General features: G+C 51.1%; 17 protein-coding genes. 3 read left to right on the forward strand and 14 right to left on the reverse strand.

Features of this window, described 5'->3' with window-relative positions; translation table 11 throughout:
* Nucleotides 1-126: 126 nt before the first annotated feature.
* Nucleotides 127-675, reverse strand: a complete 549-nt coding sequence (gene tadA / locus DWW13_RS06345; protein WP_022461309.1) for a tRNA adenosine(34) deaminase TadA — start codon at nt 673-675, stop codon at nt 127-129.
* On the opposite strand from tadA, the gene DWW13_RS06350 reads away from it, so the two are divergent.
* Nucleotides 675-1,964, forward strand: coding sequence for a DUF6128 domain-containing protein (locus DWW13_RS06350; RefSeq protein ID WP_147398315.1), 1,290 nt, complete (start codon nt 675-677; stop codon nt 1,962-1,964). The two genes, tadA and DWW13_RS06350, sit on opposite strands and share 1 nt — an antisense overlap.
* Nucleotides 1,965-1,972: 8 nt before the next feature.
* On the opposite strand, the gene DWW13_RS06355 is transcribed toward DWW13_RS06350, so the two are convergent.
* From DWW13_RS06355 to DWW13_RS06370, 4 genes are all read right to left on the reverse strand, one after another.
* Nucleotides 1,973-2,668, reverse strand: coding sequence for an anaerobic ribonucleoside-triphosphate reductase activating protein (locus DWW13_RS06355; protein WP_022461311.1), 696 nt, complete (start codon nt 2,666-2,668; stop codon nt 1,973-1,975).
* 102 nt (nt 2,669-2,770) lie between these two features.
* On the reverse strand, nt 2,771-3,856 hold the full coding sequence (gene trpS / locus DWW13_RS06360; protein ID WP_022461312.1) for a tryptophan--tRNA ligase: 1,086 nt from the start codon (nt 3,854-3,856) through the stop codon (nt 2,771-2,773).
* A 163-nt stretch (nt 3,857-4,019) separates the two neighbouring features.
* Nucleotides 4,020-4,784 (reverse strand): YlmH family RNA-binding protein, encoded by a 765-nt coding sequence (locus DWW13_RS06365; RefSeq protein WP_022461313.1) that lies wholly within the window; start codon nt 4,782-4,784, stop codon nt 4,020-4,022.
* A 66-nt stretch (nt 4,785-4,850) separates the two neighbouring features.
* On the reverse strand, nt 4,851-6,995 hold the full coding sequence (locus DWW13_RS06370; RefSeq protein WP_022461314.1) for a Tex family protein: 2,145 nt from the start codon (nt 6,993-6,995) through the stop codon (nt 4,851-4,853).
* Between the two features lie 209 nt (nt 6,996-7,204).
* Between DWW13_RS06370 and DWW13_RS06375 the strand changes: the two genes are divergently transcribed.
* Entirely contained in the window at nt 7,205-7,681 is a 477-nt protein-coding gene (locus DWW13_RS06375) for a DUF4190 domain-containing protein (protein ID WP_022461315.1), read from the forward strand.
* 19 nt (nt 7,682-7,700) lie between these two features.
* Nucleotides 7,701-8,519 carry a DUF975 family protein gene (locus tag DWW13_RS06380; protein ID WP_118719630.1) on the forward strand — a complete coding sequence of 273 codons (819 nt, stop codon included), beginning with the start codon at nt 7,701-7,703 and terminating at the stop codon, nt 8,517-8,519.
* Nucleotides 8,520-8,608: 89 nt separating this feature from the next.
* Here DWW13_RS06380 and DWW13_RS06385 read toward each other — a convergent pair whose 3' ends face one another.
* The 9 genes from DWW13_RS06385 to hisA form a co-directional block, all read right to left on the reverse strand.
* Nucleotides 8,609-9,826 carry a homoserine dehydrogenase gene (locus tag DWW13_RS06385; protein WP_022461317.1) on the reverse strand — a complete coding sequence of 406 codons (1,218 nt, stop codon included), beginning with the start codon at nt 9,824-9,826 and terminating at the stop codon, nt 8,609-8,611.
* A gap of 30 nt (nt 9,827-9,856) precedes the next feature.
* Nucleotides 9,857-10,303, reverse strand: coding sequence for an ACT domain-containing protein (locus DWW13_RS06390; RefSeq protein WP_022461318.1), 447 nt, complete (start codon nt 10,301-10,303; stop codon nt 9,857-9,859).
* Nucleotides 10,304-10,409: 106 nt separating this feature from the next.
* Nucleotides 10,410-11,255 (reverse strand): TPM domain-containing protein, encoded by an 846-nt coding sequence (locus DWW13_RS06395; RefSeq protein ID WP_118719632.1) that lies wholly within the window; start codon nt 11,253-11,255, stop codon nt 10,410-10,412.
* A complete protein-coding gene (locus tag DWW13_RS06400) occupies nt 11,252-12,361 on the reverse strand; it encodes a TFIIB-type zinc ribbon-containing protein (RefSeq protein ID WP_118697830.1) in 1,110 nt (369 codons plus the stop codon). Before DWW13_RS06400 ends, DWW13_RS06395 begins: the two co-directional genes overlap by 4 nt.
* A gap of 56 nt (nt 12,362-12,417) precedes the next feature.
* Nucleotides 12,418-13,671, reverse strand: coding sequence for an SPFH domain-containing protein (locus DWW13_RS06405; RefSeq protein ID WP_022461321.1), 1,254 nt, complete (start codon nt 13,669-13,671; stop codon nt 12,418-12,420).
* Nucleotides 13,672-13,782: 111 nt separating this feature from the next.
* A protein-coding gene (gene prfB / locus DWW13_RS06410) for a peptide chain release factor 2 (RefSeq protein ID WP_117509617.1) occupies nt 13,783-14,890 on the reverse strand; the annotation gives its coding sequence in 2 pieces (ribosomal slippage) (nt 13,783-14,838 and nt 14,840-14,890; 1,107 coding nt in all).
* Nucleotides 14,891-15,031: 141 nt separating this feature from the next.
* The gene (secA, locus tag DWW13_RS06415) at nt 15,032-17,602 is read right to left on the reverse strand and encodes a preprotein translocase subunit SecA (protein WP_118719634.1); all 2,571 of its coding nucleotides are present in this window, start codon (nt 17,600-17,602) and stop codon (nt 15,032-15,034) included.
* Between the two features lie 234 nt (nt 17,603-17,836).
* Nucleotides 17,837-18,364 carry a ribosome hibernation-promoting factor, HPF/YfiA family gene (gene hpf / locus DWW13_RS06420; RefSeq protein WP_055218411.1) on the reverse strand — a complete coding sequence of 176 codons (528 nt, stop codon included), beginning with the start codon at nt 18,362-18,364 and terminating at the stop codon, nt 17,837-17,839.
* 301 nt (nt 18,365-18,665) lie between these two features.
* Entirely contained in the window at nt 18,666-19,442 is a 777-nt protein-coding gene (hisA, locus tag DWW13_RS06425; protein WP_118719636.1) for a phosphoribosylformimino-5-aminoimidazole carboxamide ribotide isomerase, read from the reverse strand.
* Nucleotides 19,443-19,762 lie beyond the last annotated feature (320 nt).

Below are 19,762 nucleotides of genomic sequence, written 5' to 3' on the forward strand. Positions count from 1 at the left end.
GATTTTTTCGATGGTTTCCGATAGAAATACGGGGATTGTATTTTTTACGGAAATATTCGAAAGTGCAACTTACTCAAACAAATAATCTTCCTCAGGCAGCATCCCATCCCGATGCTGCCTCTCCTTTTATTCTTTCCCTTCTTCCGCCCTCTTCCTCTCTTCTTTTTTCTTCTTTTTCACCACCCGCAGTCTCCTGAAAAACGCACTCAGCATCTCCGAGCACTCTTCTTTCAGCACGCCGCGCTCGACCTTCACCTGATGGTTAAACTCGTGCATTTCCAGCATATTTAAGATCGATCCCGCGCAGCCCGCCTTCGGGTTCATGCTGCCGATGACGACTTCGCTGACTCTCGCCTGTACGATCGCACCGGCGCACATCTGGCACGGTTCCAGGGTGACATACAACGTACAGCCCTCCAGCCGCCAGTCGCCGAGCTTTTTGCTGGCTTTCCGGATCGCATTCAGTTCCGCGTGGGACAGCGTGTTTTTATCCGTATTTCTGCGGTTATACCCCCGCGCAATCACCTTTCCCTCGTACACAATCACACAGCCGATCGGCACTTCCATCAGCTTTTCCGCTTTCTTCGCCTGCGTAATCGCCTGGCGCATGAAGCGTTCCCGTTCTTTCCGGTGCGTTTTTTCCTCCGGCGTTTCCAGCTTTGTTTCTTCTTCCATTGTGCACTTCCTTTCTTCTCTGCGTATATTTTCTGTCCTTCCCGCATATCGTGAACTGTAGCGCAGTATCTTTTTCTACTCTTTTTACTTCTATGCAGGAGGTTTTTATGTCTGATTACCGGCGTTTCATTGCCTATCTATACGAATACCCGAACAACCGCAAGGGCGGATGCTGCGGCTTTGTCCGCGTGGAGTCGCAGAACGGCTTCTGCCGCATGGACTTCCAGATCAAATCGCCGTCTCTTCCGCCGGAGACCTCGGTCACGGTCTACGGATTTATCCGCCGGTCAGGGCGGATGTACGGCATTCCGCTCGGAAATCTCCTTGCGGGGCGCTCTTCTACGAGCGGAAAACTCTTCACGCACTCCGATGCCATTGGGCAGACGGATGTCACGCTCGACGAGCTTGGCGGTCTGATCCTGCTCTGCCGCCAGACCGGCGTCATCGCCACCCAGTGGGACGATCTTCCGATTCAGCCGGAGTTTTTCGCTCCCACGCTCCCGCAGGAGCCCAAAACCTCCGAAGACAATGGTACCAGACCGACCGAAGAGAAAACTGCCGAAACACCCGAACCTCTGGATCCCGCCGTACCTGCGCAGTCCCTGCCATCATCAGACGCTTCCAAAGCACAGTTCGATGAACTTTCCACAGAATTCAGCAGCAATTCCGAACCTTATCCACAAAATTCCAGCCCGGAATCCACCGTCTCCACAGAATCCACATCAACTGACACGGTAAACACCGTTCCTGCAGACAGGATCACGCAATCATCCGCCAACACACTCCATCCCGCATCCGCGGAATCTGTGAAAACCGCAGAAAGCTATCCCTCTGCCAACCCGGAACCGCCGCAGCCCATCCCGGATTCTGCCGCCCAGCCGCTACATATGACTTCCGCCGATTTTCCCGCCGCAGCAGCCGTGCCGCCGTCCCGGGCTGCTCTCTATCTCCAGCTTCAGGACCAGTTCCCGGAGTTCCATCCGTTCCCAGATGATGATCTGACCGACTGCCTGCGCCTCTCACTCGACGATCTTCCACAGCTCCGCGCCGCCGGTCTTTCGGTGGATGCGAACCGCTTCGTCCTCCATGGCTCCTCGTCCTATCGCCATCTGCTCCTCGCCCGGAACCGCGACCAGCAGGAACTCTGGTATTTCGGCGTCCCCGGCGTCTACACGCCGAATGAGCAGTTCATGGCAAGCCTCTTCGGCTTTTTCCACTTCAAGCAGGCGATGCGCCCCTCCGAGCTCGCGCCCGATGCCCGCTTCGGCTACTGGTACCGCACGCTTTAAAGCGTTTTTTAATCCACGCCGCGGATCTCCACCGTCTCAATCTTTCCGCGCAGGATCTCGCAGAACTGTTCGAGCTGTTCCCTCGCATACCCCGAGAACCTCGGATCAATCACATAATCCGATTCCCGATAATTCTGCAGGAAGTACCGTTTTGCCCCGGAAAGCCACTTTCCGATCGCTTCGATCTCTTCCCTTCCATGCAGCTCTTTGCAGAGCGTTGTCCGGAACTCATAGTCCACCATGCCGCTCTTTAAAAACTCGACCGACTCATTGATCCGCATCACATCGATCTTTTTCACGCCCGCCGTCTCGCCGTACCGGGACGGCGCGTTTTTGATGTCCATGGCGACGTAGTCGATTTTCTTCTCTTCCACCAGCTTTTTCAAAATCTCCGGCCGGTATCCATTCGTATCGAGCTTCACAAGATATCCCAGTTCCTTAATTTTCGTCACGAACCGCTCCAGATCCGGATCCAGCGTCGGCTCACCGCCCGTCACGCAGACGCCGTCCAGCACGCCGCGCCGCTTTTCAAGCACTGCAAAAATCTCCTCCTCCGGAATCACCGGCTCCCATTCGGGATGCTGCACGAGATTTCCGTTCTGGCAGAACGGGCAGCGGAAATTACATCCGCCCGAAAACAGTGTGCACGCCACCTTGCCCGGGTAATCCAGCAGCGTCAGCTTTTGAAATCCATGTATGACCATATGCTATCCTCTCCGACCGCAGGACTTCGAACTTTCGTCCGCCCTGCAACAGAAAAAGCGGAACCATAATGTCCGCTTTTTCCATTCATCTTCTATTGGTAATTATTTGCCGTAACGCTCTGCCTGGGAACGGATCAGGTCCAGATCATCAAAATAGTTGATTTTCATGGCTGCTTTGACATCCGCCAGTGTCTGAGCGGCAACTTTTTCTGCCTCTTCGCTGCCTTTTTTCAGCATCTCATAGATCGCCGGAATGTCTTTTTCCAGCTCTTTTCTGCGATTGCGGATCGGCTCTAAGGTCTCCTGCAGTACATTGTTCAGGAACTTCTTCACTTTGACATCGCCAAGGCCGCCTCTCTGGTAATGTGCTTTCAGCTCGTCGAGATTTGCGTAATCCGGCAGATAGCGCTCGAAGTGCTCCGGCTGGCAGAATGCATCGAGATAGGTAAATACGGTATTTCCCTCGATCTTGCCCGGATCGGTGATCTTGATGTGATCCGGGTCGGTGTACATGCTCATGACTTTTTTCTTGATCTCATCCGGCTCCTCGGACAGGTAAATGCAGTTTCCGAGCGATTTACTCATCTTCGCTTTTCCATCGATACCCGGCAGACGTCTGCAGGAATCATTCTCCGGCAGCATAATCTTCGGCTGCACAAGTGCTTCGCCATAAACTGTATTGAATTTGTGGACGATCTCCTGTGTCTGCTCGATCATCGGCATCTGATCTTCTCCAACCGGAACGGTCGTTGCCTTGAATGCAGTGATATCGGCTGCCTGGCTGATCGGGTAGGTGAAGAATCCAACCGGGATGCTCGCCTCAAAGTTTCTCATCTGGATCTCCGATTTTACGGTTGGGTTTCTCTGCAGTCTGGAAACCGTAACGAGATTCATATAATAGAAAGAAAGCTCGCACAGTTCCGGAATCTGAGACTGAATAAAGATGGTGCTCTTTTCCGGATCAAGTCCGCAGGAAAGGTAATCCAGTGCTACCTCCAGAATGTTCTGGCGCACCTTCTCCGGGTTGTCCGCATTGTCGGTCAGCGCCTGTGCGTCTGCAATCATGATGTAAATTTTATCGAATTCACCGGAGTTCTGCAGCTCTACGCGGCGGCGCAGTGAACCAACGTAATGTCCTACATGCAGCTTGCCGGTCGGTCGGTCACCGGTCAGTATAATTTTTCCCATTTTTCTTCCTGCCTTCCTGATACGTAATCTTCGCAGTCCGCTTCTGTATGAAAAATTTCATGAAAATTCTCATAACTGCGGACCTTCTACATACCCTCTATAATACCGTCTTTTTACAAACACTGTCAATGGTCTTTTCCGGTAAAATTCCTCAAAATATCTATTATGAGACAAATCGTTCAACAGCCACGTACAGCCTTCCCTTTTTCGTCTGATTCTGCACGCCAACATAGCGGAATTTTCCCATATGGCGCACGGTCACGAGATCGTCCTCTTTTAATGACGCGCTCGGCGACGTCACCAGTTTTCCATTAATAAACACCTGGCCGCCCTCGATCAGCGGCACCATTTTGCTCCGCGAACTGCTGAACGCCAGCGACAGCACCGCATCGAGCCGCACGGAAGCGACGGAGCCTTCTTTCCGCTCGGTTTTCGGCTCCGTCAGCTCCTCCGGCAGTCCCGCCTCGACTTCACAGTACACGCTCGTATGGCGCACTTTTTTCAGCTCCGCACAGATGTAGTCCGCCATATCCGCCATACAGATCAGATACGCCTGGTTTCCATCGATCAGAATGTCTCCCAGCTTATACCGCTCCACGCCGAGATTCATCAGTGATCCTAAGAAATCACGGTGTGACAGCGCATCCGCAAATTTTTCATTCAGCGGGCTGATGCGCACGACTGCTATCGGAAGCATCGACGCATCACCGTCCTCTGCATAGGATGGCAGAAACAGCGCCGCTTTCCGCTCTGCCGCCTCGTATCCGCCGGACAGCACGTAACGCACGCCCGGGATTTTATTTACCGTACGGTAGAACAGATCCTGCTCCGCCAGCGTCAGAAACTCCGTGTGTGACGGAACATCCCTGTGATAACACTGCTCTGCCAGATCCTGAATCCGTCCTACCAGCACTTCTTCCTCATTCATGGTAATCCCCCTTTGATACACCGCGGGCTGCCCCTGTTTTCTTTCGGGCAGCCCACGTATCACACTTTATTTATCCAGCAGCATCGACAGCCCGATCCGCTTCTTCGCCAGATCAAGGCTGATGACCTTCACTTCCACGATATCGCCGACGCTCACAGCCTCCAGCGGATGCTTGATGAAGCGTTTCGTCATCTGGGAAATGTGGACGAGTCCGTCCTGATGCACGCCGATATCGACGAATGCACCGAAGTCAATGACGTTGCGCACGGTTCCCTTTAAGATCATGCCGACCTTCAGGTCCTTCATATCGAGCACGTCGGTGCGCAGGATCGGGCGCGGCATCTCGTCACGCGGGTCACGGCCAGGCTTCTGCAGCTCTTTGATGATATCGCGCAGCGTAATCTCGCCGACACCGATCTCCTCTGCCATCTTTTTGTAATCTTTGATGAAGAACGCCGTCGGTCCCTCGCTGATCTGCTCTGTCTTCATATTTAACTTTGCAAACAGCTTCTCGACTGCCTCGTAGCTCTCCGGATGAACGCTTGTGCCGTCCAGCGGATTTTTGCCGCCGGTGATGCGCATAAAGCCCGCGCACTGCTCAAACGCCTTCGGTCCGAGTTTTGCCACTTTCAGGAGCTCTTTTCTGCTCTCGAAACGGCCGTTCTCCTCGCGGTATGCCACGATGTTTTTTGCTATCACCTTGCTGACACCGGAAATGTATTCCAGCAGCGACGCGGATGCCGTGTTCAGATCGACACCGACTTTATTCACGCAGTCCTCAACGACACCGCCGAGCGCCTCGCCGAGCTTCTTCTGGTTCATATCGTGCTGATACTGGCCGACACCGATGGATTTCGGATCGATTTTGACAAGCTCTGCCAGCGGATCCTGCACACGGCGTGCGATGGAAGCGGCGCTTCGCTGTCCGACATCAAAGTTTGGAAATTCCTCGGTTGCCAGCTTGCTTGCGGAGTAAACGGACGCTCCTGCCTCGTTTGTGATCACATACGCAACCTTCTCCGGGATCTCTTTTAAGATCTCGACGATGATCTGCTCGGACTCACGGCTTGCAGTTCCGTTTCCGACAGAAATCAGGGTGACGCCGTATTTGTGGATCAGATCTTTTACGGTCGCTTTTGCTGCTGCAATCTTCTTCTCGTTCGTCGGCGCGGTCGGGTAAACCACGGTGGTGTCGAGCACTTTTCCGGTCGCATCGACAACGGCCAGCTTGCATCCCGTACGGAACGCCGGGTCCCATCCAAGGACAACCTGGCCTGCGATCGGCGGCTGCATCAGAAGCTGCTCAAGGTTCTTTCCAAAGACCTTGATCGCACCATCCTCTGCCTTTTCGGTGAGCTGATTTCTGACCTCACGCTCGATGGCCGGAGCGATCAGACGGTTGTAGGCATCCTCGATGGTCGCCTGCAGAACCGGCTTTGTCTGCGGATTCTCTTTGGTGATGATTTTTTTCTCGAGATAACGCAGGATTTCTTCCGTCGGCGCCTCAATTTTGACGTTCAGGAATTTTTCTTTCTCACCGCGGTTCAGTGCCAGCACACGGTGTCCGGCAATTTTCGATACCGGCTCGGAAAACTCATAGTAATTCTCGTAAACGGACTCTGCTTTCTCATCCTTTGCTGTCGAGACGATCAGGCCCTTCGCCTCGGTTCTGCGGCGGATCTCCATACGGTAATCGGCCTCATCGGAAATGCTCTCGGCGATGATGTCGCAGGCACCAGCAATGGCGTCTTTTGCCGTTTTGACTTCCTTTTCTTCTGAAACAAAAGCCTCTGCCTCTTTTTCGAGCGGCTCTTTTGTCATCTGCAGAAGAATGATATTCGCCAGCGGCTCCAGTCCTTTTTCTTTTGCGATCGTCGCACGCGTCCGGCGTTTCGGGCGGTACGGGCGGTATAAATCCTCTACAACCACGAGAGTTGCGGCCTCTTCGATGGATTTTTTCAGTTCTGCGGTCAGCTTGCCCTGCTCCTCGATGCTCGCCAGGACAACGGCCTTGCGGTCATTTAAACTGCGCAGGTACATCAAACGATCGTACAGATTTCGCAGTATCTCATCGTTTAAGGAACCTGTTGCTTCTTTTCGATATCGTGAAATAAAAGGGATCGTGTTTCCCTCGTCAATCAGTTTCACTGCAGCTTCTACCTGCCACGGTTTGACGTTCAGCTCGGCTGCCAATACCTGATTCATATCCATAGGTAAATTCCTCCTGTTGTCTCTTCCAAAACACGCTGTTCCTTCTCTGTTTTTCCCGCATAAAAAGCGGGACCCTTGGCGGAACAGCCACTCTATTACCTTATCAATAGGTCTTGTTTTTGTCAACCTTACATGATAAAATCTTTACTATAGCTTTTTTGACAGACTGCGTGTGAAACCGCGCTTTTTTGCAGAAGAAAGGACATTTTATGACACCAGAAAATTACGATCCAAACACCAATGAGTCCGGAGATTCCTATCAGTCCTCCCATCCGTACGGCGTGCCTGAGGGCCAGCGTCCCGGACCGTATCAGCATTACCAGCAGCAGCCTCCCGTACAGCCGCCGCGCAGGACGGGTTCGCAGGCCCTTGCGGCCGCTTCGATGGTCATGGCGATCTGCTCCTTTTTGTTCATGCTCAACATGGGTTCCCTGTTTTTCGGCTCGCTCGGCGTGATCTTCGCCCTTTTAAGCCGCGGCGCAGGACGCATGAGCGGCACGGCAAAAGCCGGTCTGGCGGGCTGTACCATCGGCATAATTGTCGGTATCTGCATGTATGCTTTCCTGCTTTTCAACATGGTCAGCGGCGGCAGCACCAACCTGCTTGAGCGGTATTACAATCAGTACATGCAGGAATACCAGATGACACCGGATAACGGAACAACCACCGACGGAAATACCATCTAGGTACCAGAAAGGATTTTTCATGAACGGACAAAAACAGAAATTTTCAGAACTGAAAAAGCAGGCCCGTGAGGCCATGGCAGGCCGATGCGGCACGCTGGTGGGCGCAACCGCGATCAACCTGTTTCTCACCTTCTCCTGCTCCCTCATCCCGACGCTGATTTTTTCAGGCACAACGCTGTACGATATCATTTTCCTGAATCTGACGCTGTTCCTGTTTTCCCTGCTCCTCAGCCTCTTCCAGGCAGGCTACTTAAAACTCTGCCTCTCGACGCTGCGCGGGGAACCGATTTCCGTCGGTGATATGCTCTACGCTTTCTATCACCACCCGGACCAGTACGTGCTGATGTTCCTTATCATCAACGGCATCAGCTCCGTGATCGCCCTGATTTCCAGCATTCCGGGCTTCCAGTATCTTTCCTCCCCGAGTGCGGAACTGACGCTTGGAACAGCACTTTCCATCGAAGCCGAGCTTTCTTCTCTGATGAACGTTTACGTTTACAAGCTGATCGGCTCTCTCGTTTCCACGCTGGTGCTGGTTCCGTTTTCCCTTTCCACCTTTGTGATGAACGACGCTCCCGGCATCGGCCCGATCCAGGCGATCCGTCAGAGCTTTGCGATGATGAAGAAGAACTTTTTCCGCTACATTCTGCTTCTCTTAAGTTTCTTAGGGTTTGAGATTCTCGCATCCTGTTCCTGTGTCATCGGCTTTTTGTGGGTAATGCCCTATATGCAGATCACGATGGCTGCGTTCTATCAGGAACGGAAAGATGTCCTGTATCCGGCATCGGAACCGGTGGGATATGATACGGATTCCTTTGGATCCGGCACAGATCTTTAAAAATAAATTTTAAGATAACTAAAAAGACGTTTCACACCCCTTGCTTTACGGCTGTGAAACGTCTTTTTAGTTATGTCTATTTCGAGATCTTAAATTCTCGCGCGGATTCTGCTCTGGATTCCGTCGAGTTTCTCTGCTTTTTCTCTGTACTCCTGCTCTGTGATTTCGCCGGTAATAAATGCGAACTCCTCGGACAGACTTGGAACTGCTACGATTTCTACTTTTCCGAACAGCTCCTCGATCTCACTCTGGCGCTCTGCGGCGTGGCCGGACACGCGGACGAAGAAGCGGCTCTTTACATCATCGATCTGCAGCAGGTCCAGTTTTTCCTCGCTCCAGCTCATCATGATGTTTCTGCCTTTGTTCTTTGCGCAGTCTACGACATCGGCTACAACGGCACTTGCGGTCGGAAGCTTTCCTGCTCCGCTTCCGTAGAACATCGCATCACCCAGTACATTTCCGTGGATGAAGATGGCGTTGAAGACACCGTTTACGCTGTACAGCGGGTTTTTCGCGTCAATCATCACCGGGCTTACCATGGCGTAATACTGATCACCCACCTTGCGGCTTGTTGCGAGCAGTTTGATTGCGGTTCCCATCGAGGTCGCATATTTGATATCCTCTGCGGTGATCTTTGTGATTCCCTCGGTGTAAACCTCTTCGTAATTGACTTCTTTTCCATAAGCAAGAGAAGAAAGAATCGCAATTTTACGGCACGCATCGTAGCCTTCTACATCTGCTTCCGGGTTGCGCTCTGCGTAGCCGAGGCGCTGTGCCTCTTTTAATACATCCGCGAAATCGGAACCGTCGCTTGCCATTTTGCTTAAGATATAGTTCGTGGTACCATTTAAGATACCAGTTACTTCATCGATCTCATCTGCAGTCAGGGAGGAGTTTAACGGACGGATGATCGGGATACCGCCGCCGCAGCTTGCCTCAAACAGATAGTTTGCGCCGTGCTCTTTTGCAATTGCAAGAAGCTCGGTACCGTGTCTTGCCACCAGCTCTTTGTTGGATGTGCAGACGCTCTTTCCAGCCTCCAGCGCACGTTTTGTGAAGGTGTAAGCCGGCTCAACGCCGCCCATGACCTCGACAACAATATCAACCTCCGGATCGTTTGCGATCACTTCGTAATCATGTACCAGCACTTTTTCCACTGGATCTCCCGGGAAATCTCTTAAATCCAGAACGTATTTGATATTAATCTCGTTCTCTGCTCTCTTGTTGATGCTGTCATGGTTCGTGTTGATGACTTCTACCACGCCGGAACCAACGGTGCCATATCCTAATACTGCAATCTGAATCATCTCTTTTGTCCCTCTCTTGCTTTTTCTTTTTCAGGACTCCTGTCCTAAGATTTTAAAATAATGAACTCCCTGTCTGGACTCAATCTCGTTGATCATCTCCGAGGCGTCTCCCCGGTCTTCCGCGATATCCACGCTGATTGTCAGTGACGCCACGCCGTTTAACGGAATCGTCTGATGAATGGTCAGAATGTTTCCGTGAAACTCGGCGATAATCTTCAGCACATCGGAAAGCAGTCCCGGCTCATCGTCCATCTGCAGAATAAACGTAATCGTTTTTCCTTTTGCATTGTCATGAAAAGGAAGAATATCATCTTTGTATTTATAGAAAGAGCTTCTGCTGATTCCCGCTTTTTCCGTTGCCTGCTGCACGGTAAGCTCCTGCATATCCATCAGCCGTTTGGCCTCGATGACCTTCAAAAGAACCTCGGGAACCGCTTTTTCTTTGATTACATAGTACTTTGTTTTCTCTTCTCTCATGGCAATCCTCTACCTTTATACTCTTTCCAGGAAATACATTTGTTTTCACAGGAAAGATCGTATCATATTCCGACACAATACGCAAGGAATTTTTTCGAATCGGTTTTCAGAAGCCAATGCTTCCGCCGCCGTGACTGTTTCCGCTCGACGAAGTGTGAACGGTGCTTCCGCCGCCACCTCCGCCGCCAGAAGCGCCTCCGCCGTAGTTTCCATCATCCTTCTGGATTTTGTGCATCGATACATGACGGTCGATCAGCGCATCCCTGCGGTCTCTAATGTTTACACGTTTCAGATCCGCATAGCTCTTTGCACCACGGTTTTTCTTTCGTCGATAGCTTTTCCAAATTCCAAAATAAACAAGAATTCCTGTCGCAGCAGCTGCGATAACAGCAATAAGAGCCTCCGTGCTGTTGATCTTACGGTAATGAATAATGGAACCATCTTCTGTAATCAGATAGTCCGCATCGGAAACGCCGCGGTCGAAGCATTCCTGCGTCATCGTAATCATTTTTGCAAAAGTTCCCGCATAGTCGCCGTCTTTCGCGTACCCCTGCGCCGCCTGCAGAATATCGTCAATTTCCGTGTCCGACATATAATACTGCATAATACCGGACGTCGAAATCACGATCTGGCGCTGTCCCATGTCGATGAGGAAGCAGACACCGTTTGGCTCTTTCGGATACTTTTTGTCATAAAAATCATCTGCAATCGCCTGACAGTCCTCGGAACCACTGCTGCGCTCGGTCAGGATGACCATATGGAGCTTTGTATTGCGCTCGAACTCTGTACAGGATCTCTCGAGGTCCTGCTCCTCCTCATCGGAAAGAAGTGATGCATTGTCGTAGACATACTGGGATTCGGCTTTTACAATATTCACAGAAAAAACTCCGCACAGCAGAAGGGCCGCAAAAATTCCGAGCAGATATTGTCCTGCTTTTTTCATTCTTCTCATGCGAAATACCCTCCTATCAGCATCACAATCAGAACCAGAAGAGCACTCACAGCCGACGTCAGAAGGGCTCTCTTCCGCTCATAGGGAAAATCGCCGTTGATCGTTCCGGTCTGGCCGTTCATCGCATAGTAGTAAACCTTCCCGTCCTTTCCCGGATACGTCAGCGTCCAGACGGGAAACAGGACGTAACGCCAGTTCTCCTGCTTCGGGGAAAGGTTCATTTTTTCCTGCTCGAGGGAGATATATTCGTTCGCCTCATTCCGCATGGCGCCGCGTGCCATCGTCTCCAGTTCTTTTTTCAGTTCCGGTGCGATCTGCTGCTGTTCGATATCACGCTTTTCCGCCTGAAAGCCGGAAAGGTACCCCATGGAAAACGGCTGCATCTCCTCCAGACGGTATGGCTGTACGCATTCGATCAGATCGCGGTCTGCCTTGTTCAGAGCGTTACGCGACAGACCGTCCACACGGACCTCTCCCTCCCGGCGGACATCGTAGATGCTGGTCTCTGTGTACTCCACATCACCGGTCTGCCAGACTCTCACCTTCCGGCCGCGCGCTATGTAATCCGTCTCAAAGTCTCCGCCGTAAATCCAGTACGGGAAATAGACACCTGTCATCTTCTGTACCTGACTCTTTTCGAAAAAGTCCTTCGGAATAAAGTGTTTCTTCCGGGTAAATGACAAAAATTTCTCGATTGCCTGCTCCTTGCTGATTTTGAACGGCAGCACAAAATCCGGCATATATTCTCCCGAAAGCCGGCCGGAAAGCACCACCGGGTTGTGGCAGTAGAAACAGTATGTCGCTGCCGTCGTCGCATCGGTCACAATCTCGGCGCCGCAGTTCGGGCAGGTGTAGACAACTGCTTCGCCCTGCTCTGTTTCCCCTTTTGTTTCCTCCGTACTGCTTTCCTTCTGTGCATCGGATGCTTCCTGTGCACCGGCAGCATCGTCCTCCCCGTTCAGCGCTTCCGCTGCTTTCGGGTTCGCCCTTTCGGCTTCTTCCTGTGTAAACGAGGACAGGCAGTACTCGCATTTATACTTTCCGCTTGCCGGATCGAAGGTCAGATCGCCTCCGCAGTTCGGGCATTTGTATGTAATAACCTCCATATTCTATCCCTCCTTCCCCGGAGCCGCTGTTGTATTGGATGGTTATCTGTTTTCTTTTACTGTCTTGGTTTTCCGCAGTTCGAGCAGAACTTGCCGGTATTCTCCGTTCCGCATGCGCAGACCCATTTTCCTGCCGCTTCCGGTTTCGGGCTGCCACAGTTCGAACAGAATTTACCGCTGTTCTCGGTTCCACACTTGCCGCAGATCCACACCATCGGCTTTGCACTTCCGCAGTTTGAGCAGAAATTGCCGGTGTTCTCCGTTCCGCAGGAGCATTTCCATACGCCTTTTGCAGCTTCCTGCTGTGCCTTGGCTGCCGCCTGCTGCTGCATCTGCTGCTGATTCGAAGCGGACGCCGATGCAAACGAGGAACCGAAGGCATTCATGCCCATCTGAACACCCATAAAGCCGTTCATGGCTCCGTTTGGGTTGGCTGCTGCTTTCTCCATACTGCGTGCCATCGCTCCCTGTACATAGCCCTCACGGATCGATGGATCAGACATCATCGCACCTTCGTTGCGCATCTGGATCAGTTTCTGGGAAGCTTCATCGTAGGAAAGGCTTGCGATTGCCACGGACTGGATCTCCATGCCGCGCATTGCCCGCCAGCTCTCATCCATCGCATCTGCCATGTAGCGGGACAGCTCGGCGCTCTTGGATGCTGCGAACGAAATGCGGATGCCGTCGGCTGCCATCTGATTGATCGAGGACTGCAGGCCCTCTAAAAATTCGTTCATATACTGCTCGTTGATATCCTCGATCTCTACGCGGGATGCGTTTCTCGGCACAGCCTCTGCGTAGAAGCGGAGCGGATCGATGATGCGGATGGAATAGGAACCGTGTGCCCGAAGGAACAGCTCGGCATTGTAGAACTGGTCGAAATAGTTGACCGGATTTCTCGTTCCGAATTTGATTCCCTTGATTTCCTGCAGATTAATATAGAAAACTCTCTGCTCATGCGGGGTCTGGCCGCCGAATTTCAGGCGCTCAAACGTATCTTTTACGGCTGCGTCAAGCGATCCGCTGAACATCGACGGAGACGATGACTGGTCTACGGTAAAGTAGCCCGGCTCTGCGGTGTAATCAATGATCTTTCCGCCGTCCACCAGCATCATAAACTGATTGTCATAGACATGGATCACAGAACCGTTTGAAATCGTCTGGCTTCCCTTTTTATTCTGGCCTTTTCTTACCAGAATTCCCTCTGTAAATACCGTATGTTCCCCCATCTCATACGGTTCCACGGTCTCCAGCCACTGATCGGCGAAACTGCCGTGTACTGCATTGACTGCTGCTCTGATAATACCCATACTTTTACCTCCTGTTTGCCTTTGGCTTCAAAACAGAAAGGAGCATTTCCGTCCTCTGTTGGTGAAAATGCTCCTTATTTTACTTGTCACTGTGCTCTGCCCACAGCCGAATTATGCTTCTTCCTCTTTCGCTCCGGTTCCGAGGGCAATCCACTTCAGATATGCGTTGATAAACAGATCAATTCCGCCGTCCATGACTGCATCGACGTTTCCGGTCTCTGCGTTGGTACGGTGGTCTTTGACCATGGTGTATGGCTGCATAACGTAAGAACGGATCTGGTTGCCCCAGCCGATCTCGGTTACTTCGCCGCGGATGTCGCTCAGCTTGTCTGCCTGCTCCTGGAGTTTCAGCATATACAATTTTGCTTTCAGCATCTGCATTGCCTTGTCCTTGTTCTGGAACTGGGAACGCTCATTCTGGCACGTAACCACGATGCCGGTCGGCATATGCGTGATTCGGATCGCCGATGACGTCTTGTTGATGTGCTGTCCGCCGGCACCGCTGGAACGGTACGTATCGATACGAATATCCTCATCACGAACCTCAACATCGATCTCTTTGTCGATATCCGGCATAACATCGCACGATACGAACGATGTCTGGCGTTTTCCTGCCGCGTTGAACGGAGAAATACGGACGAGACGGTGAACGCCTTTTTCGGATTTCAGATAACCGTAAGCGTTTTCGCCGTTGACCTGGAATGTCACGGACTTCACACCGGCCTCATCACCGTCCAGAAAGTCGAGTTCCTCGATCGTAAAGCCTTTGCGTTCTGCCCATCTGGTGTACATACGGTACAGCATGCCGCACCAGTCGCACGCCTCGGTTCCGCCTGCACCTGCGTTCAGTTTGATGATCGCATTGTCCTTGTCAAATTCGCCGGACAGCAGGGTTTTGATGCGGATGGCATCGAAGGATGCCTTGAACTCTTCCATCATTTCCGCGATTTCCGGAACAACGGAATCGTCATCCTCCTCCTGTCCCATCTCGATCAGAGTTTCCATATCTTCTTTGGCGGATACCAGTTTCTGATACGTATCTCTGTCCTCTTTCATGCTGCTCAGCTGTTTCATCTGCTCCTGCGCTTCTTCGGGGTTGTCCCAGAAATTGGGTTCCTCCATTTTACGCTCTAATTCTTCGATCCTCTGCTCTTTGTTAGCGAGGTCAAAGTGAATCCCTCACTTCCACTAATGGTTTATCGTATGTGCCAAGTTCCATTTTGAACTGGTCTAATTCAACTACCACAAGCTTCACCTGCTTTCTGTTTTATATTTTGTATGACACGCAGCTTCTGGTAGGGAAGCTGCGTGCTTTGTCAAACGGATCGTGCTCATCCGTCTCACTGCTGTTCTGCTTTTATCAAACCGGTTTTCTTCCGCAGCACTGTTTGTACTTCTTGCCGCTTCCGCACGGGCATGGATCGTTTGGATAGATCTTACGCTCTGCGCGCTGTACCGGTTTTCTCGGGCCGGACTCGTCTTTGTTGGTTCCGGTCACTTTGGCTACCTGCTCACGTTCTACTTTCTGCTCAACACGTACATGGAACAGGAGACGGACGGTATCCTGCTGGATGGACTCGAGCATTTCGTTAAACATGTCGTAAGCTGCCATCTTGTACTCAACCTTCGGGTCTCTCTGGCCGTATGCCTGCAGGCCGATACCCTCGCGGAGCTGATCCATATCATCGATATGATCCATCCACTTCTGGTCGATAACCTTCAGAAGAACGACACGCTCAAGCTCACGAATCTGCTCCTCCTCCGGGAATTCTGCTTCTTTCTCCTCGTAGAGTTTAACAGCTTCCTCTTTTAACTGCTGTTTCAGCTCGTTTTTGGAAATCTTCTCTACGCGCTCTTTTGTCACTGCCTTCACCGGCATGATGGAGAGCAGCATCTCATTTAACTCGGTCAGATCCCACTCGGACTGCTCGGTGTTCTCGCCGATGCAGAGATCCACAGTATTGTCGATGGTGTCGGCAATCATCTTGAAAATGGTGTCTCTCATGCTCTCGCCGTCCAGAACGCGGCGTCTCTCTTTGTAGATGATCTCACGCTGCTCGTTATTGACCTGGTCATAGTCGAGCAGGTTTTTACGGATTCCGTAGTTGTTGCCCTCGATCTTCCTCTGCGCTTTTTCGATGGCGGAAGAAAGCATCTTGTGCTCGATCTGCTCATTTTCCGGTACGCCGAGGGATTTGAAAATGCCCATCAGTTTTTCGGAACCGAAGAGTCTCATCAGATCGTCTTCCAGGGAAATGTAGAAACGGGACTCACCCGGGTCTCCCTGACGGCCGGAACGACCGCGGAGCTGATTGTCGATACGGCGGGACTCATGACGCTCGGTGCCGATGATCTTTAAGCCGCCGGCAGCTTTTGCCACATCATCCAGCTTGATATCGGTACCACGGCCGGCCATGTTGGTCGCGATGGTAACGGCTCCTGCCTCACCGGCATGGGCTACGATTTCTGCCTCGAGCTCATGGAACTTCGCATTTAAGACCTGATGCGGGATTCCCTCGCGGCGAAGCATTTTGCTGATCAGCTCGGAAGTCTCGATGGTGATGGTACCAACCAGAACCGGCTGGTTCACGGCATGTGCCTCTTTGACTTCCTCTACGACTGCGTGGAATTTCTCTTTTTTCGTCATGTATACGGCATCGTCCATATCCACACGGATGACCGGGCGGTTGGTCGGGATCTCGATAACGTCCATGCCGTAGATGTCACGGAACTCCTGCTCCTCGGTGAGGGCAGTACCGGTCATGCCGGCTTTTTTCTCGTATTTGTTAAAGAAGTTCTGGAACGTGATGGTTGCCAGAGTCTTGCTCTCTCTTCTTACTTTTACGTGCTCTTTTGCCTCGATTGCCTGATGCAGACCATCGGAATAACGGCGCCCCGGCATGATACGGCCGGTGAACTCATCGACGATCAGAACCTCGTCGTCTTTGACTACGTAGTCCTTGTCGCGGTGCATCAGATAATTGGCACGCAGCGCCAGGATCACGTTGTGCTGGATCTCCAGGTTCTCCGGATCGGAGAGGTTCTCGATATGGAAGAAGTTCTCGACTTTCTTCACACCGTCATCGGTCAGGGTAACGAATTTGTCCTTCTCGTTGACGATGAAGTCTCCGGTCTCCTCGATCTCCTCGCCCATGATCGCGGTCATCTTGGTCATCTCGCCGCTTGCCTCGCCGCGCTGCATCTGGTGTGCCAGAATATCTGCGGTCTCGTACAGCTTGGTGGATTTGCTGCTCTGTCCGGAAATAATCAGAGGTGTTCTTGCCTCGTCGATCAGGACGGAGTCGACCTCGTCGATGATACAGTAAGCAAGCTCTCTCTGTACGAGCTGCTCTTTGTAGATCACCATGTTGTCACGCAGGTAATCGAAACCAAGCTCATTGTTGGTGATGTAGGTGATATCGCATGCGTACTGCTGGCGGCGCTCATCGTTTTTCATATCATTTAAAACGACGCCGACGGTCAGACCGAGGAATCTGTGGACTTTTCCCATCCACTCTGCATCTCGGTTTGCCAGGTAGTCGTTGACGGTAACGATGTGGACGCCGCGTCCGGTCAGTGCGTTCAGGTAAGCCGGAAGGGTGGAAACGAGGGTTTTTCCTTCACCGGTTTTCATCTCAGCGATACGGCCCTGATGGAGGATAATACCACCCATCAGCTGTACGCGGTGGTGCTCCATACCGAGGGAACGTTTTGCTGCCTCGCGGACGGTTGCGAATGCTTCCGGGAGAATGGAATCCAGGGATTCGCCTCCGTTGTAGCGGTCTTTATATTCCTTTGTCTTGGCACGCAGCTCTTCATCGGTCAGCGCCTGCATGGTCGGGCGGAGAGCTTCGATTTTGTCTACAATTGGATAGATTCGTTTCAGCTCGCGCTCACTGTGCGTACCAAAAAGTTTTTCTGTGAATTTCATAGAATGTTTGCTCCTGCTTTCTCTATTAATTGCCATATTAACATATGGTACTATTCTACCACTTCTGGCACAAGATAACAATGAATTTTTCGTAAACATTTGGTGCCGTTCCCCGGTTTTCCGCTGTTTTTACGGCTTTTCCCGGACTTTCCGGCTCTTTCCGCGAAAAAATCACCCTGTTTCACAGCTTTTCTAAGCTGGAAACAGGGTGACTGTTCATTCTTTATTTACTTTTCAGCACTCCGGCTCGATCAGACCGTAGGTGTTGTTCTTTCTCTTGTAAACGACGTTTACTTCGTCGGTCTCTGCATTGCGGAATACGAAGAAGGTGTGTCCAAGAAGTTCCATCTGTACACAGGCATCTTCCGGATACATTGGTTTCATGCCGAATTTTTTCGTACGGATGATCTGGATGTCTTCGTCCTCCAGATAGTCATGCTCCAGATATTCTTTCTGGAAGTTTCCTGCTTCCTGCTGTTTGTCGGCAATTTTGTTTTTGTATTTGCGAAGCTGGCGTTCGATGACTTCCTCTACCAGATCGATGGATACGTACATATCGTTGCTTACCTGCTCGGAACGGATGATATTTCCTTTTACCGGAATGGTAACCTCAATTTTCTGTCTTTCTTTCTCTACACTTAAGGTTACAATGACATTTGTGTCAGGCGTAAAATATTTCTCCAGTTTGCCAAGTTTTTCATTGACCGCGGCTTTTAATCCCTCTGTCACGTCAATATTTTTTCCGCTGATGGTAATTTTCATTATGCCCAACCCCTTTGCTCTCAAATTTTACAGGTTTTTCACTTCCCCTGTAAGTAACTCTAATTATAGCAATAGTTGTCTTTATTTGCAATAGTATTTAGAAAATTCATGAATATTTTAGAGTTTTTTCTGTTACAGTTCACTTGTATCTTATTTTTGACAGATTTCATGCTCGCATGAAAATCTGTCGAGAATAAGATACAAAGGGAGCGCCTGGTTATGAGCAAAAAGGAGCTGCGCAGCAGCGGAGAGCGCTGAAAGCGCGGTTTTGCGAATGGCGCGGGTGAACGTCCGTTTCCGCTTACCGGCGGCATACTGCCAGCACGTCTTCAAACTTCATTTTGCCGCCGAACAGATCCAGTGCGCTGCCAATTGTCACATCGACGTGGTTGTTTCCCAGTTTTTTGAGCAGCTCCAGGTCTTCAAAACTTCCCACGCCGCCGGCGTACGTCACCGGAAAATCTTTCATCTTCGCAAGCAGTTCCACCAGCTCCGTCTCAATGCCGGAAGCCTTTCCCTCGACATCCACGGCATGGATCAGGAACTCATCACAGTATTCTGACAGGTGATGCAGCAGTTCCTCTGTCACTTCTTCGTCCGTGAACTTCTGCCAGCGGTCCGTCACGATATAGTATTTTCCGTCCCGCTTCCGGCAGCTTAAATCCAGTGTCAGCCGCTGCTTTCCTACCGTCGTCACCAGCTTGTCCAGATTTTCATAGAACACATGGCCGTCGCGGAATACATACGAAGTCACAATCACATGGCTTGCCCCCGCTGTCAGAAACTCGCACGCATTCTCCGCATCAATGCCGCCTCCCACCTGCAGGCCGCCCGGGTACGTCGAGAGTGCCAGCAATGACTGGCGCTTTGTTTCCGGATAATATTCGGAATCTTTTTTGTTCAGAAGAATCACATGACCTCCGGTGATCCCTTTTTCTTCATATAACTGCGCATAGTAAGACGCATCCTGCTCCGAAACAAAATTTTCATTTGCCTGGTTTCCCTGATCTTTTAAGGATCCCCCAACAATCTGTTTTACTTTTCCATTGTGGATATCAATACATGGTCGAAATTTCATAAATAAAGTCCCCTGTCCCTTTCCTGTTCATCGAATGGATATCTGTAGTTAGCGATGATTCGGTTAAAAAATTTTTATCTCCCTCAAATTTCTCATATTATATCAAATTTCGGACTTCCTGTGTGCAAATTCACTCTTTTTTCACTAAAAAGCTCCCCTTGGATCTTTTGTTCGTGTGCATGACAGCAAAAAAATGCCGCAATCCGGATTTTTTCCCGAACTGCGGCATCCCATTATACTTTATCTTATGTTTTGTCCTATCCCGTGCTTATGCCTAGACTCATGTTTCAGTCTATCCTTGGGTTTATGCCTGGAATCAT

The sequence above is a fragment of the Blautia sp. AF14-40 genome (assembly GCF_003479665.1).
Lineage (GTDB): Bacteria > Bacillota > Clostridia > Lachnospirales > Lachnospiraceae > Fusicatenibacter > Fusicatenibacter saccharivorans.

Bases quoted from the DNA above. Each gene is read 5' to 3' on its own strand.
- tadA (WP_022461309.1), bottom strand. From the start codon at position 675: ATGGAAGAAGAAACAAAGCTGGAAACGCCGGAGGAAAAAACGCACCGG.
- DWW13_RS06355 (WP_022461311.1), bottom strand. From the start codon at position 2,668: ATGGTCATACATGGATTTCAAAAGCTGACGCTGCTGGATTACCCGGGC.
- trpS (WP_022461312.1), bottom strand. From the start codon at position 3,856: ATGGGAAAAATTATACTGACCGGTGACCGACCGACCGGCAAGCTGCAT.
- DWW13_RS06365 (WP_022461313.1), bottom strand. From the start codon at position 4,784: ATGAATGAGGAAGAAGTGCTGGTAGGACGGATTCAGGATCTGGCAGAG.
- DWW13_RS06370 (WP_022461314.1), bottom strand. From the start codon at position 6,995: ATGGATATGAATCAGGTATTGGCAGCCGAGCTGAACGTCAAACCGTGG.
- DWW13_RS06375 (WP_022461315.1), top strand. From the start codon at position 7,205: ATGACACCAGAAAATTACGATCCAAACACCAATGAGTCCGGAGATTCC.
- DWW13_RS06380 (WP_118719630.1), top strand. From the start codon at position 7,701: ATGAACGGACAAAAACAGAAATTTTCAGAACTGAAAAAGCAGGCCCGT.
- DWW13_RS06385 (WP_022461317.1), bottom strand. From the start codon at position 9,826: ATGATTCAGATTGCAGTATTAGGATATGGCACCGTTGGTTCCGGCGTG.
- DWW13_RS06390 (WP_022461318.1), bottom strand. From the start codon at position 10,303: ATGAGAGAAGAGAAAACAAAGTACTATGTAATCAAAGAAAAAGCGGTT.
- DWW13_RS06395 (WP_118719632.1), bottom strand. From the start codon at position 11,255: ATGAGAAGAATGAAAAAAGCAGGACAATATCTGCTCGGAATTTTTGCG.
- DWW13_RS06400 (WP_118697830.1), bottom strand. From the start codon at position 12,361: ATGGAGGTTATTACATACAAATGCCCGAACTGCGGAGGCGATCTGACC.
- DWW13_RS06405 (WP_022461321.1), bottom strand. From the start codon at position 13,671: ATGGGTATTATCAGAGCAGCAGTCAATGCAGTACACGGCAGTTTCGCC.
- secA (WP_118719634.1), bottom strand. From the start codon at position 17,602: ATGAAATTCACAGAAAAACTTTTTGGTACGCACAGTGAGCGCGAGCTG.
- hpf (WP_055218411.1), bottom strand. From the start codon at position 18,364: ATGAAAATTACCATCAGCGGAAAAAATATTGACGTGACAGAGGGATTA.
- hisA (WP_118719636.1), bottom strand. From the start codon at position 19,442: ATGAAATTTCGACCATGTATTGATATCCACAATGGAAAAGTAAAACAG.